The organism is Pauljensenia sp. UMB6358 (assembly GCF_030216865.1).
GTDB classification, from domain to species: Bacteria; Actinomycetota; Actinomycetes; order Actinomycetales; family Actinomycetaceae; genus Pauljensenia; species Pauljensenia turicensis_A.
Genome location: NZ_JASOMS010000010.1, coordinates 19,398 through 33,180, shown reverse-complemented (window position 1 = coordinate 33,180; position 13,783 = coordinate 19,398). Strand labels below are relative to the sequence as shown.

At 54.2% G+C, this 13,783-nt stretch carries 13 protein-coding genes; 7 read left to right on the top strand and 6 right to left on the bottom strand.

The window, feature by feature from the left end:
• Positions 1–20: 20 nt before the first annotated feature.
• The gene (gene typA / locus QP381_RS07465) at positions 21–1,940 is read right to left on the bottom strand and encodes a translational GTPase TypA (protein ID WP_179369821.1); all 1,920 of its coding nucleotides are present in this window, start codon (positions 1,938–1,940) and stop codon (positions 21–23) included.
• A 294-nt stretch (positions 1,941–2,234) separates the two neighbouring features.
• Here typA and QP381_RS07460 point away from each other — a divergent pair, with 294 nt between their 5' ends.
• The 3 genes from QP381_RS07460 (at position 2,235) to QP381_RS07450 (ending at position 3,485) form a co-directional block, all read left to right on the top strand.
• Positions 2,235–2,813: a 1-acyl-sn-glycerol-3-phosphate acyltransferase gene (locus QP381_RS07460; RefSeq protein WP_442953407.1), complete on the top strand. Its 579-nt coding sequence runs from the start codon at positions 2,235–2,237 to the stop codon at positions 2,811–2,813.
• 71 nt (positions 2,814–2,884) lie between these two features.
• A complete protein-coding gene (locus QP381_RS07455; RefSeq protein ID WP_179369822.1) occupies positions 2,885–3,106 on the top strand; it encodes a hypothetical protein in 222 nt (73 codons plus the stop codon).
• Complete coding sequence (locus tag QP381_RS07450) at positions 3,093–3,485, top strand: hypothetical protein (RefSeq protein ID WP_179369823.1); 393 nt, start codon at positions 3,093–3,095, stop codon at positions 3,483–3,485. Before QP381_RS07455 ends, QP381_RS07450 begins: the two co-directional genes overlap by 14 nt.
• A gap of 264 nt (positions 3,486–3,749) precedes the next feature.
• On the opposite strand, the gene araA is transcribed toward QP381_RS07450, so the two are convergent.
• Genes araA through QP381_RS07435 form a run of 3 tightly spaced genes read right to left on the bottom strand, consistent with a single transcriptional unit; the run spans position 3,750 to position 7,664 of the window.
• On the bottom strand, positions 3,750–5,258 hold the full coding sequence (gene araA, locus QP381_RS07445) for an L-arabinose isomerase (protein ID WP_179369824.1): 1,509 nt from the start codon (positions 5,256–5,258) through the stop codon (positions 3,750–3,752).
• Between the two features lie 42 nt (positions 5,259–5,300).
• Positions 5,301–6,002, bottom strand: a complete 702-nt coding sequence (locus tag QP381_RS07440) for an L-ribulose-5-phosphate 4-epimerase (protein WP_179369825.1) — start codon at positions 6,000–6,002, stop codon at positions 5,301–5,303.
• A 36-nt stretch (positions 6,003–6,038) separates the two neighbouring features.
• Positions 6,039–7,664 (bottom strand): xylulokinase, encoded by a 1,626-nt coding sequence (locus QP381_RS07435; RefSeq protein WP_285068235.1) that lies wholly within the window; start codon positions 7,662–7,664, stop codon positions 6,039–6,041.
• A gap of 244 nt (positions 7,665–7,908) precedes the next feature.
• Between QP381_RS07435 and QP381_RS07430 the strand changes: the two genes are divergently transcribed.
• The gene (locus QP381_RS07430) at positions 7,909–8,910 is read left to right on the top strand and encodes a LacI family DNA-binding transcriptional regulator (protein ID WP_179369827.1); all 1,002 of its coding nucleotides are present in this window, start codon (positions 7,909–7,911) and stop codon (positions 8,908–8,910) included.
• A gap of 171 nt (positions 8,911–9,081) precedes the next feature.
• On the top strand, positions 9,082–10,476 hold the full coding sequence (locus QP381_RS07425; protein WP_179369828.1) for a sugar porter family MFS transporter: 1,395 nt from the start codon (positions 9,082–9,084) through the stop codon (positions 10,474–10,476).
• A gap of 233 nt (positions 10,477–10,709) precedes the next feature.
• Here the strand turns inward: QP381_RS07425 and QP381_RS07420 are convergent.
• Positions 10,710–11,943 (bottom strand): IS3 family transposase gene (locus QP381_RS07420; RefSeq protein WP_285068230.1). Its coding sequence is split into 2 segments (ribosomal slippage): positions 10,710–11,655 and positions 11,654–11,943, totalling 1,236 coding nucleotides; the frame shifts between segments, so codons are not numbered across the junction.
• On the opposite strand from QP381_RS07420, the gene QP381_RS09695 reads away from it, so the two are divergent.
• Complete coding sequence (locus QP381_RS09695; protein ID WP_350310056.1) at positions 11,835–12,314, top strand: relaxase/mobilization nuclease domain-containing protein; 480 nt, start codon at positions 11,835–11,837, stop codon at positions 12,312–12,314. The genes QP381_RS07420 and QP381_RS09695 overlap by 109 nt on opposite strands.
• Complete coding sequence (locus QP381_RS07410; protein WP_179369831.1) at positions 12,241–13,158, top strand: hypothetical protein; 918 nt, start codon at positions 12,241–12,243, stop codon at positions 13,156–13,158. Before QP381_RS09695 ends, QP381_RS07410 begins: the two co-directional genes overlap by 74 nt.
• A gap of 124 nt (positions 13,159–13,282) precedes the next feature.
• Here QP381_RS07410 and QP381_RS07405 read toward each other — a convergent pair whose 3' ends face one another.
• A complete protein-coding gene (locus QP381_RS07405; RefSeq protein ID WP_101627554.1) occupies positions 13,283–13,612 on the bottom strand; it encodes an XRE family transcriptional regulator in 330 nt (109 codons plus the stop codon).
• Between the last annotated feature and the right edge of the window lie 171 nt (positions 13,613–13,783).

The following is a 13,783-nucleotide window of genomic DNA, read 5'->3' as shown; positions in this document are numbered from 1 at the left end:
GTAAAGCATGGTCGCGCCACTCACTTCGCTGCGCGACGCTCGCGTGCTGCGATCTTGAAACGTTCCTGCGCATCCAAGACGACCTTGCGGACGCGAACCGCTTCAGGCGTGACCTCGACACATTCGTCGTTAGCCGCAAATTCAAGCGACTCTTCAAGAGTCAGCTTGCGCGACGGAGTCAGCGATTCGTACACATCAGCGGTAGCTGAACGCGTGTTCGTCTGCTTCTTCTCACGGCAGATGTTGACGTCCATATCTTCGCCACGCGGATTTTCGCCAACAACCTGGCCTTCGTAAACCTCGGAAGAAGGCTCAACGATGAAGGAACCGCGTTCCTGCAGATTCGTCATCGCATACGGAGTTGCCTGGCCTGCACGGTCAGCAACCAGCGAGCCGGTCAGACGCTGCTCGATGACCCCCTGCCACGGGGCGTAGCCGTCAGCGATCGACGATGCGATACCGGTACCGCGCGTTTCGGTGAGGAAGCGGGTACGGAAGCCGATCAGACCGCGCGCCGGAACGACAAACTCCAGGCGGATCCAGCCCGAACCGTGGTTCGACATGGTTTCCATGCGACCCTTACGGGCTGCCATCAGCTGCGTAACGGAGCCGAGGTACTCTTCGGGAATGTCGATAGTCATACGTTCCATCGGCTCACTGCGAACACCTTCAATGTCCTTCGTGACAACCTGAGGCTTACCGACGGTCAGTTCGAAGCCTTCGCGACGCATCTGCTCGACCAGGATGGCAAGAGCCAGCTCCCCGCGCCCCTGAACCTCCCAGGCATCGGGACGCTCGGTCGGCAGAACCCTCAGAGACACGTTGCCCACCAGCTCGCGGTCAAGACGATCCTTGACCTGACGTGCGGTGACCTTCGCACCCTTGACACGACCAGCCATCGGCGAAGTGTTGATACCGATCGTCATCGAGATCGCCGGATCATCAACGGTGATCAACGGCAGAGGACGAGGATCTTCAAGGTCGACCAGCGATTCACCGATCATGATGTCTTCAATACCGGCAACAGCGACGATATCGCCGGGGCCAGCAGTCTCAGCAGAAACGCGCTCCAGGCCTTCAGTGCGTAGCAGTTCGGTGATACGCACGGAACGAATGGTGCCGTCATGGCGGGCAAGACCCACATTCGCACCCTTGGTCAGCGTGCCATTGTGGATACGAAGCAGAGCAAGACGACCTAGGAACGGCGATGCATCAAGGTTCGTAACGTGTGCCTGAAGCGGAATGTCCTCTTCGTATTCTGGGCCGGGGATACGGTTCAGAATCGTTTCAAACAGGGGCTCGAGATCCTCGGTCGGAAGCTGGCCGTCACCGGGGTTTTCCAGCGAGCACACGCCAGCCTTGGCGGACGCGTAAATAACGGGCACATCGAGCAGAGAATCAACATCGGTTTCAATACCGTCATTCAGCAGATCTTCACCCAGCGACAGCAGAAGGTCGGTCGTTTCAGAAACGACCTCTTCGATACGAGAGTCCGGGCGGTCAACCTTATTCACAACGACGATAACCGGGAGCTGTGCCTGCAGAGCCTTACGTAGAACGAAGCGAGTCTGAGGAAGCGGCCCCTCGGAAGCATCGACCATCAGGACAACACCATCAACCATGGACAGACCACGTTCAACCTCGCCACCGAAGTCAGCGTGACCGGGGGTGTCAATAACGTTAATGGTGACGCCGTCTTCAAGACCGAGCTTCTGAGCGGCTGGACCACGGTAGTGGACAGCTGTGTTCTTCGCGAGGATCGTAATGCCCTTTTCGCGTTCAAGATCGCCCGAGTCCATGACGCGCTCGCCCGTCTTCTCGACGGTGTCACGGTCAGAAAAAGCGCCGGACTGCCAGAGCATCGCGTCGACCAGGGTTGTCTTACCGTGGTCAACGTGCGCCACGATTGCGACATTACGCAGGTCAGAGCGGGTTGGCATAGATGAACTCCTCAATAACACGATGGCCAGCAACACCTGAATCAGTCAGTGCGAGCATGGCCGGTGGGTACACATTCGACCCACAAAATAGCTGAAACCAGAATATCGGCTTAACGCCGGCATTCCCCTACCCATACCTGCGACGTTCACCACGTCATGTGGGACGCTCATGCACGCTCGCGAGCGGGCGTACTACCGTTAGATAGGAAGTACGACCACATGATGCGCCTCGTCGCCCATCATTGTCGAACGCCACCCAACCACCCCGAAGCACCCACCATCGAGAGGGACACTGTGCGAATACGCCCGCTGATCGCCCGCACGTACATGAAGTTCTCGCGTTGGACTCTGTCCGCCGAACCCCTGCCTGAAAAAGTCATGGTCATCGGCGCACCTCACACGTCCAACTGGGATGGCGTTTTCATGGCGCTCGCATTCTGGTCGATTAACCGCGAGTTCACGTTCCTCGTCAAAGACTCCGTGGTGAAGGTCCCCATCTTCGGCAGGTTCGTCAAGTGGATCGGCGGACGTGCGATCGATCGCAGTGGCGCACACGGTGTCGTTGGGCAGATTGTGGAGCAGTCGAACGCCGTAGATGAGTTCACCATCGTGCTCACCCCGAAGGGTACGAGGTCCCCGCGCGACTACTGGAAGTCCGGTTTCTACCGCATTGCGACGGACGCTCACCTGCCTGTTCAGCTCGGGTTTGTCGATAAGAAGACAATGACTTTCGGATGGGGTCATAACATCACCCTGACCGGCGACGTGCGCGCTGACATGGAGGTCATCCGCGAGTTCTACGCTGACAAGGTGGGCGTGAACCCCGAAATGGCGTCGGTTCCGCGCCTGCGCGCTGAGGACGAAGAGGCCTAACCCCCTGGTTTTTGGGGTTAATACCCAAAACGCTGAACAACTGGCGTTCGCGCGGTAAGGGACCCGCTTATGTGAAGTACGCCGGCGTCACCGACCGCCTTGGTCGCCAGCGTGGCACCGTCGGCTACCGGATCGCAGATCTTCGCGATTACGTGAACACGCATCGCGTGACCACGACGAGCTCCGACGAGTCGATCGCTCGCCACATCAAAGCGCTTGTTGATGCCGCTCCTCGCCTGTCCGACGAGCAGATCGCTCGCCTCCGCTTCGCTCTCGGAGGTGATCAACGATGAGTTTGTCGCCTTCCAAACCATCTCTGATCAGCTCCAGAACACCGCTTGGCATTCCTCTGATGAGCTTGTTGGTGGCGTTCCTACTGCCGCGCTCTGGAGGCTCTTAGAGCGCCGCCCCGAAATCCTCTCAAATGACAACTCTGAGAACGAAAACGGTCCTTCTCGTGACAACCTTCTCGGGAAGGTTGTCATTTTTACCTCTCAGGAAGCCTCGTCTACCAAGCAAAACGGCTTCCGGCCATATTGTTCTATGGGAGCGGAAACATGGCCGGGCCGGATGGCCGCGGACATGTTGAAGCGTTCTCCTCTGGAGGACTGCCTGGCGGGTACCCTCTCGTCGCCCTCGTTGTCATGGACTTCCTCCGTCGCGCTCGCTTAAGGGTGCGGTACGGGTCGACCCCTCAACATCATCGAGAACCTGCCCGCCCCATGGTGAGGCATTTATATCTGCCCCTTTACTAACGCCGGGCGGGCGCCGGCGTTCTCACGAAAGGAAATGAATCATGGCGAATCTCGACAAGGAAATCGCGGACGCTCGAGCTATCTCGAGCGATCGCGATTTAATCCAATCCTTAAAAAATAACTGCTCTACCAGCGCAATCGCTAGTAGAGCAGTCATTTTATGTCAGTCCCTGAGCCCTATTTACAGAGCTGGATCGATTCGGTAGTACACGGCGTTCCAACGCAGTTGATCTTCGAAACGCCGAACAGTTGTTTCTTCATCGATGACTGCGAGTTCAACTTCTGCGATCTTGGCAAAGGCTTCCCACACATCCACACCAATTTGAGTAGTCATCACGGTGTGGTGTGCAGCGCCTGCTGCCAGCCAGCAGTGTGTTGAAGTCTGGAAATCAGGTGCTGGCTGCCATACTGCGCGAGCAACTGGGAGCTTAGGAAGATCTTCATTTGGCTCGGTGACATTCACTTTGTTAGCGACGAGGCGGAAACGTTCGCGAACATCGCTCATTGCCACAACAACGCCTTCGCGTGGGGTTGCGGTGAATACCAAACGGACCGGATCTTCACGATCGCCAATGCCCAATGGGTGAATTTCTAGGCGTGGCTTTTCATCGCACAGTGTGGGGCAGACTTCGAGCATGTGTGCACCGAGAATCTTTTCTTCGCCGCGAACCATGTGGTAGCAGTAATCTTCCATCAAGGATGCGCCACCTTCGAGGCCGTAGCCCATGACTTTTGCCAAGCGAACGAGAACAGCTGTCTTCCAATCGCCTTCGGCACCGAAACCGTAACCCTCAGCCATCAAACGCTGAACAGCAAGGCCTGGGAGCTGCTTGAGCCCGCCGAGATCTTCGAATGTATCGGTGAATGCGCCAGCTTTTTCTTCTTCGAGGAAGGAACGCAAGGCAATTTCTTGCTTGGCTGCATAGCGCAAGGAATCGTGGCGTTCTCCGCCCTTACGCAGTTCTTCTACGACGTCGTACTTTTCTTCGTATTCGTTGACGAGTGCATCAACTTCGCTGTCTTCGACAGATTCGATGCGGGCAACAAGATCGTTGACGCCCCAGGTGTTGATGGAGATGCCGAAACGAACTTCAGCTTCTGTTTTATCGCCTTCTGTTACGGCGACGTTGCGCATGTTGTCCCCAAAGCGGACAACTCGCAGGTTCTGTGCTTCGTTCCATCCGGCTGCAGCACGTGCCCATACGCCTACTTCGCGATGGACTTCTTCATCGGTGTAGTGGCCAACAGCGGTGGTGCGTGGAACGCCCATGCGGGTGAGGATGTAGCCGAATTCGCGATCTCCGTGAGCTGCCTGGTTCAGGTTCATGAAGTCCATATCCATGGTTGCCCACGGCATTTCACGATCGATTTGGGTGTGGAGGTGAAGGAGTGGCTTGCGCATTGCTTCTAGGCCACGTACCCACATTTTTGCGGGAGAGAAGGTGTGCATCCACGCAATCGTTCCGATTACGTTATCATCGGCACCGGCATCGAGGAATGTGCGCAAAATAGCATCCGAGGTGGTGAGAACTGGCTTCCACACGATCTTGACAGGAACTTCGCTTGAGGCATCAATTGCCTTGGCAATTTCCTGGGATTGTGCTGCTACCTGAGCCAATGTTTCTGGCCCGTAGAGGAACTGGCTTCCTGTGAGGAACCAGATTTCTTTACCTTCGAATGGGTTTTTCATGGGTGTACTCCTTTGTTTCATGAATGTGTGTGGTTGGTGTTTTTATTGTCCGTAGACGTTTTGGTAACGGTTGTAGAGTGAATCGATTTTTTCTTGAGGAATCGGGATGAGTTCACCAAGCTGGCTAGCAATATGGACAGTGCGTGCTACTTCTTCAACCATCGTTGCTGCTTTCACAGCTGCTTCCCCATCTTTACCGATGGTGAAAGGTCCATGGTTTTGCATGAGAACAGCTGGGGAACGGTGACCTTTGAGTGTTTCGACGATGCCGCGGCCGATCGAATCATCACCGATGACGGCGAAGGGACCGATAGGCACCGGGCCACCGAATTCATCGGCCATCATGGTGAGCACACAAGGTACTTCTTCGCCTCGGGCTGCCCACGCTGTTGCGTAGGGGGAGTGGGTATGAACCACACCACCCACTTCGGGCATATTTTCATAAACGTAGGCATGTGCTGCGGTATCTGATGATGGGCTTCTATCCCCATCTACCAGTTCGCCTTTAATATTGCAGACCACCATGGATTCCGGGGTGAGTTGATCGTAGCGAACACCGGAAGGTTTGATGACGAAAAGATCATCATGTGAGGGTTCATCTCCCACAACAACACGTTGGGACACATTGCCTGCTGTCCACACCACGAGTTCCCAGCGGGGAAGTTCAGCGTGAAGATCGCACACGATTTTTCGTGTTTCAGCAATTTTTTCCTGAATCTGAGGTGAATAGTTTTCTAAACTCATCGTTTTTCTCCTTATTGACTATTCAGATGATTGGCTCTACAGATCACGTGGACGAAGTGCTTCGATTGCAACAGGCTGAATAGCCAAAGCTGCGCGGTATTCAGCTAAGAAATCAGCGAAACCTTGCGCATCAACCGAGGATGGAACGATCGTGGTGTTTGCTGCAGTAGCGAATACAACGTCGTTCAAAAATTCTGGCAAACTCTTGACGACTGGCCCGTGCTGTTTTTCTTCACGATAGGCGGTGTATGCAGCCAAAACAGCCATTCCCCACGATCCACCTTCCGAAGCTCCATCGGGCACGGTGATCGGTGTGTGAGTTGCCGCGGCAAGCAATCGCTGTGCCACCTTTTCTGTTCGGAACACTCCCCCATGAGCGGAAAGAATATCGAGCTGCACCTTTTCGGATTCCAACACCTCAACGCCAATCGCCAGTGCTGCGAATGTGGAATACATTTGTGCTCGCATAAAGTTTTCCAAATTAAGGGCTGCCCAAGGCGTGCGAGTAATCAACGGGCGGCCATCCGTGAGATGAACAACGGGTTCACCTGCCAAATTGTTGAAGGCGAGAAGTCCGCCAGCATCTGGTTCGCCATCGAGAGCGCTCTCCAGCATTGCTTTAAACACAAAATCGGTGGAGGTATCGGGAGCCCCGAGGCGCTTACCTACCTGACGGAAGATTTCCACCCAGCGCGACATTTCATCAGCACCGTTATTGCAGTGCACCATCGCAACAGGCTTACCATCTGGCGTGGTGACAAGATCAAGTTCAGGATGAACGTTCTTCAAGGGGCCTTCAAGAACAGCCATCAGGAAGATCGATGTTCCTACGCTGACGTTTCCTGTTCGAACGCTCACTGCATTGGTGGCTACCATGCCTGTTCCGGCATCACCTTCAGGTGGAGCAAAGAGAACCCCAGGCTTGAGTTTGCCGGAACGGTCCAGGAGCTGCGCTCCTTCTTCAGTGAGGTGCCCGGCGCTAGAACCTGCTTGGAGGATAGCGGGCATGAGATCTTCAACATTCGTATCCTGGCCGGACAGAGCATTGAAAGCTTGAATCATCTCTGGTTCGTAACTGGTTCCATCAGCGGCGATGGGGAACATTCCGGAAGCATCCCCCACGCCGAGTACTTTTTCACCCGTGAGTTTCCAATGGACGTAACCAGCTAATGTGGTGAAGAAAGCGATGTTGGGTACGTGCTTTTCTCCATCAAGTATTGCTTGGTAGTAGTGCGCAATGGACCAACGAAGCGGAATATTGACGCCGAATTTTTCGGTCAGTTCTTCAGCGGCGGCGCTGGTGGTGGTATCGCGCCATGTTCTGAACGGCGTGAGAAGATTGCCTTCGTGATCGAATGCCATATATCCATGCATCATGGCAGAAATGCCGATGCTTGAATATGTTTCAGGGACGACGCCGTGATTATCTTTGCAGTTCTCCAGCATAGAGACGTACGCGGAAGAAATGCCTTCCCAGATAGCATCAAGAGAATAACTCCAATGGCCGTCAATCATTTGGTTTTCCCATTCGCGCACACCGGTAGCGACAGGTTCCCCTGTTAATGTAACGAGACTTGCTTTAATACGTGTGGACCCAAATTCGATCCCTAAAGCAGTACCCCCCGAACGAATCACAGATTTGTGATCAGGAAGAAGTGGCATAGTAACTCTCCTTCGAGTAAAACTTACGTTCGTTTTTACACCCATTCATGTTAGCGTTAACATCGTTGCGTTTCCTAGTATGCCAGATAAGCGAAAGTTACACAAGGGGCAATTTGCATTGAATGACTTTTCTCCCTTGTTCTATACTTTAAAGCCGACGTGGGCTCCTGCAGCCTTCTATGAAATACATTCCTATCTTTAGGTAATCAGGAAGGGAAAAATGGGCTCTGTACAATCCATTTCCATGGCGCAAGTAGCTAAAATCGCAGGCGTTTCCCACCAGACTGTCTCCCGCGTCATCAATAATTTCCCCGGAGTTAAGCCGCAAACACGCGAACGCGTAGAGGAAGTAATCCGCCAAACCGGATATGTCCCCAACACCACTGCGCGAACTCTGGTCACCAAGCGTTCGCGCATGATTGGAGTGATCACGGTAGGGTCATTCCTCTATGGGCCAACGCAATCAATTTCATCAATTGAACAAGCAGCGCGCGCCCAGGATTACACCACTCTTCTCGCAACCGTCACAGAAGAATCTCGCAGCGAATTCTTCGGCGCGGTAGATAATTTCATGCAGCGTTCGATTGATGCACTCATCATCGTTGCGGCGCGGCATTTAACCACGAAATTCGCCGCTGAACTCGAACTCTCCATCCCCGTTCTTTTGGTCAGCTCCCCTTCGCCGCTGAGTGAAAACCTCAATATTTTATGGGTTGATCAAGATGGAGGGGCTCGGTTGGCGATTCGTCACCTTATCCAACTCGGGCACAGAAATATCGCTTTTCTCACCGGCCCAGATAACTGGATGGATGCACGGCAGCGGCGGGAAGCAGCTACAGATGAAGCAGAGCGCAACAACCTCAAGTTGATTGAGTTTCCAGGAGACTGGGGCGCACAATCGGGATATCAAGCAGGTATAGCACTTGCCTCCATGCCTAAGGAAACCCGGCCAACAGCAGTATTTTCAGCCAACGATCACATGGCTCTCGGGCTTTTTGCCGCCTTCCATAAGTGCGGAATCTCTGTCCCTTCAGACATTTCTGTGATCGGCTTCGACAATGTTCCGGAATCCGAATACTACAGCCCACCCCTATCAACCGTAGAACAAGATTTCAGTTCATTAGGTCACAAGGTTTTAGCCAATGCACTACACCTCATTGAGGAGGAAGAAACTGATTTCGCGCCGATTCCTACACATTTAGTGATTAGAGAATCAACTTCTCGACCGTGGAACCACGAGAGGTAATTTCACCATCCTTTCATTTAGGTATTGACAAACAGATTTCCACTCTTTAAAGTCACTATCACACCCCATAATGTTAGCGTTAACTTTTTTAAAAGTTTCGCTTCACCGACCAGGCGAAATAATCGTAATGATGCGATGAATGAGAAACGGAGAGGTTTTTAAGGAGTTCCTATGGCACAAACTGTAGATGGCCGGAAGAAGATTTCGGAGAAGTTCATTTATTTCTTCGGTGCTTTTGGCGGGATTTTATTTGGTTACGATATCGGCGTCATGACTGGCGCTCTACCCTTCCTCCAGCATGATTGGAATCTTGAAGGGCAGGCAACAACCATCGGTTGGATCACCTCGGGCGTTATGTTCGGCGCTATTTTCGGTGGTGCAACCGCCGGTATGCTTTCTGACCGTTTAGGTCGAAGGAAAATGATTCTTGCCTCGGCAGTCATTTTCGTCGTAGGTTCTATTGCTTGCAGTATCGTTCCCAATAACGGCACCGGCTGGCTCATCGCGATGCGTATTTTCTTAGGTATAGCGGTTGGTGCAGCTTCCGCACTCGTTCCTGCATACATGTCAGAAATGGCACCTGCGCGCCTGCGAGGTAACCTATCCGGCCTGAATCAAACGATGATCGTTTCAGGTATGTTGATTTCCTACATCGTCGATTACTTACTCAAGGGCCTTCCTCACCAGTACGCATGGCGTTTGATGCTCGCTGCAGCCGCAATTCCTGCTCTGATTTTGTTCCTCGGTGTTCTCCGCCTACCTGAATCTCCTCGTTTCCTTATTCATCATGGAAATGTTGAGGAAGCACGTCACGTTCTCAGCATGATCCGTCCTGTCGATCAGGTAGAAGCAGAAATCAATGAAATCACCACTACCGCAAGCGAAGAAGCTGAAAATCATCGTAAAGTCAGTTGGGGTACCCTGTTCTCCCCTCGCTACCGCTACTTGGTTATCGCCGGTATTGGCGTGGCCGCGTTCCAGCAGTTCCAGGGCGCTAACGCGATCTTCTACTACATCCCACTGATCGTTGAAAAAGCAACAGGCCAAGCCGCCGGTGAAGCGCTGATGTGGCCGATTATCCAGGGCGTGATTCTGGTTCTCGGTTCACTCTTGTTCATCGCTATTGCAGAAAAGTTCAACCGCAAGACTCTCATCATGATGGGTGGAACGGTGATGGCTCTGTCCTTCATCTTGCCCGCCGTGATTAACATGGTGATGCCAAATGCTCACCCGATGATGATCGTCGTGTTCTTGAGCCTTTATGTTGCCTTCTACTCCTTCACCTGGGCACCGTTAACCTGGGTTATTGTTGGAGAAATCTTCCCACTTGCTATTCGTGGCCGCGCTTCAGGAATTGCTTCCTCCTTCAACTGGATCGGATCTTTCCTCGTGGGCCTCGTGTTCCCGATCATGACAGCGAAGATGTCCCAAGAACTCGTATTCTTCATCTTCGGCGTGATTTGTGTACTCGGCGTTCTCTTCGTCAAGTTCATGGTTCCTGAAACCCGTGGACACAGCCTCGAAGATATCGAAGAGGCAGCTGTTCGTCGTTCCCTAGGAAAGTAGTTATTCTTCTTAGACGAACGTCAAACAATATTTTCCGGTGGCACCACACTTTCCACATCAGGTGCCACCGGTTTTTCTCTATGTTATGGACGACGAAGGATTTCCACCCCCTATTTCCGGGTTAATACCCAAAATGTGTGTATTTTTCGGGCGTGTCGGGTGGTTTATTGGCCTGCCCAGCCTTTGCGGATGTGTAGGGATCCGTCTTGGTTGAAGTGCCCTGGGTTTTGTTCCTAGGCATTTGCCTTGATTTCCATTATTTCTCGGCTGGGGTGGTGTTCCCAAAATTCTGTTTCGACTTCAGCCGGCGTGCGGTAGTCCAAGCTCTGGTGGAGCCGTGATTCGTTCCACCAGGTGACCCACTCGAACGTGGCGATCTCGACGTCGATCACATCATTCCATGCGCGGGTATGGATAATTTCGTTCTTGTAGGAGCCGTTGACATTTTCAGCCAAAGCATTGTCGTAGGAATCACCAGCAGTGCCGGTAGAAGCAGTGATTCCGTGCTCGGCCAGGCGCTCGTTGTAGACGATGCTGACGTATTGTGAGCCGTGGTCTGAATGGTGAATCAAGCCCGTTGTCTCCTTCGCACACACAATCGCCTGGTTCAGCGCCTGCAGCGGCAACGCCTCGGTACGCATCGAATCAGACAGCACCCAGCCAACGATCCGTCGGGAGAACACATCAGTGACAAAAGCTGTGTACACGAACCCTTTCCTGGTGCGCACATAAGTAATGTCCGCCACCCACAGCCGATGAGGGCCCGGAGCCCTAAATTCACGATTTACCAAGTCTGGGCGAAGATCCGGGCCCTTGGGCCTACACGTTGTGATTGGTGCTTTGCCTTTGCCCTTGCCGGACAGACCAGCGCTGCGCATCAGCCGGGCCGTTTGCTCGCGACCGATGTCAATACCCTGGCGTTGCAGCACGCGCCACATCTTCCGCACCCCGTAGACGCCGTAGTTTTCAGCATGAACGTCGCGAATATGCTCCACGAGAGCAGCGTCGCGAAGGCTGTGGGCGCTTAGACCGCGGGCTTTAGATTGACGGTACCCACGCGAAGTAAGGAAGCCGCCTTCGCGATGCGTGTTTAACGTCTGGCAGATGAACTCGACTGAGAAACGATTCCGATACTCATCAATGAACCGGATCATTTCCGACGTGTGGGACCGAGTTCGGACGCGAAAAAGCCGAAGCGGCCTTCAACAACTCGTTGGTGTCCCGCAGCTCTTGATTCTCACGCCGCAAGCGTGAATTCTCTGCTACTAGGTCCTCAGGCAACGGTTCAGAAACGTATCCCTCACGGCGAGCGGCCTGCGTCCATTGCCTCGCCGTGTGCCACGAGACGCCCAGCTTTGGTGCCACGAGCTTGCAGGCTTCCTGCATGGAAATGTTCTCCGCCAAGATGCGGTCTTCCACGAGGCGGACCACACGGTCCTTCGCATCCTGATCAAACTTTCTTGGCATGTTCCAGATTTTCCCATCTACTCAAACGGAACAAAACCTGGGGCACTTCAGAGTTCAACCTGAACGACCCCGAGCACGTCAAGCGTGTGCACGACCTCGGCGTGAAGCTCGCACGCCGGATGAATAGCGCCGACTACCTCGTCGTCACCCACACGGATAGTGCCGGTGGACATCTGCACAACCACATCTACGTCGTCAACCACGACAACCTCACCGGCAAGACACTCTCACGCTGCCGCTCGTGGGCACGAGGGCTCCGCCAAGTAAACGACAACTCTGAGGGACGAGGGCTGCCAGGTGCTCCCCTCACCCGAGCAGCCAAAGACCGACTGGGATTTGCGTCGCGGCGCGTTCAAGGGCGCCGGCTTTGAACAGATCCTCGACGACAAGATCACGGAGGCGCTACTCGATCCGCGAAGTGTTGACCGCGAGGCGTTCGAGCAGGTGCTCGCCGAGCACGAGGTGAGGCTGCGGGTCACCGAGCGCGACGGATGGACGTATTCCATGCGTCGCGTTGATAACGGCAAGTGGGGAAGGCGCAAAGCATCGTCGCTGTGCGACGACTTCATGAAAACGAAGGTTGAAGAGGTCTTCGACTTCCACCAGCAGAACGCAAGCACAAAGGAGAAAGACAGTGAGCGCACTGGACAAGCTCAAAGAACAGAAGGCCTCGGAGACATCAGCAGTCTTGATGTCGAGGCTCGAAGACGTCGAGGAACAGACGAGGGAGCTCACGAACGCCGTGAACAGGGTGAGCGGGCTCCTCAAGGCGATGGACGAAGCGCAGAGCGCCGAGATGAAGTGCCTGAGCGAGTCGATCTCGCAGCTACACGAGCAGCCCTCGCCGACGCAGCTCGTCGGCTGCGCCTTGACAATTATCGCCTGGTTCTTCTCGATCATGGCGATTGTGATCGGCATTGTCGTCAGCCCGCTGACCCTCGTGGGAACAGGAATGATGAGTCTTTTCGGCGAAATCCGCTGGGGCGTCATCATCGCCTTCTTCGCGACGATGATCCTGCAGCTGTTGATGCTTCTTTTCTGCAGCTGACGCTCACTCTGAAGATCAGGGAGGGCTCCGAATGGGCACGTGCAGGCCTGACAGCCGTCACAGTGCTCACCGTTGTCTACTCGATCATCCTCACCGTCGCAGGCCTCGAGTCCGGTGGTGGCGGAACGGTCGCAGTGACCATCATTTCGATCCTTCTGACCTTCTGATTGCGTTCTTCTGGCTGGCGCAGGCAAACGCATGGTTCATCAGGACCACTAAAGAAGCTGACCGGGCATCGGGCATGACCACCTAACCACACAGCTGATTTCAGAAGCAGCCGAAGAGCGTTCCCTAGTCGATGACGAGGGAACGCTCTTCGCTTACAACGAGCACCTCGGCCCCCTTGAGGGCCTCACCGAGAACGTCGTTGACCGCCCACTCAAGAGAGTCAAGGGCGTCTTCTCCCCCGCTGATGGCCTCAGCCTCGCAGTCGTTGACCCGGATGAGCGCAGCCCCGCCGATTGGCACAACACCCTCGGCATCAGAACCGTGCTCTTCAACAATGCGCGCCCACGCGGAGTCCAGCGCTTTCGGCGTTATGACACGCACCCGGACTCGGTATGCCAGGTCTTGGGTTGTGTGCCGATCAAACCAGTCATCAGACACTTTCCACATCGTCATGCTTCAAGTATCAGACCGAGTAGCAGAAAACTGCAATGGGTGGGGCACCTCGCTCAACGTTGAAGCGGAGCTCAACCACATTACGCACATCGCATACATTACACATCGAGGATGCAACTACCAACGGTTGCTCACATTTGGCGAGGCGTGCTACAATCGCGTTAGCTTTCT

What these genes read in the sequence shown, in the direction of transcription:
- typA (WP_179369821.1), bottom strand. Translation starts at nt 1,940, where the DNA reads ATGCCAACCCGCTCTGACCTGCGTAATGTCGCAATCGTGGCGCACGTT.
- araA (WP_179369824.1), bottom strand. Translation starts at nt 5,258, where the DNA reads ATGAAAAACCCATTCGAAGGTAAAGAAATCTGGTTCCTCACAGGAAGC.
- QP381_RS07440 (WP_179369825.1), bottom strand. Translation starts at nt 6,002, where the DNA reads ATGAGTTTAGAAAACTATTCACCTCAGATTCAGGAAAAAATTGCTGAA.
- QP381_RS07435 (WP_285068235.1), bottom strand. Translation starts at nt 7,664, where the DNA reads ATGCCACTTCTTCCTGATCACAAATCTGTGATTCGTTCGGGGGGTACT.
- QP381_RS07430 (WP_179369827.1), top strand. Translation starts at nt 7,909, where the DNA reads ATGGCGCAAGTAGCTAAAATCGCAGGCGTTTCCCACCAGACTGTCTCC.
- QP381_RS07425 (WP_179369828.1), top strand. Translation starts at nt 9,082, where the DNA reads ATGGCACAAACTGTAGATGGCCGGAAGAAGATTTCGGAGAAGTTCATT.
- QP381_RS07405 (WP_101627554.1), bottom strand. Translation starts at nt 13,612, where the DNA reads ATGACGATGTGGAAAGTGTCTGATGACTGGTTTGATCGGCACACAACC.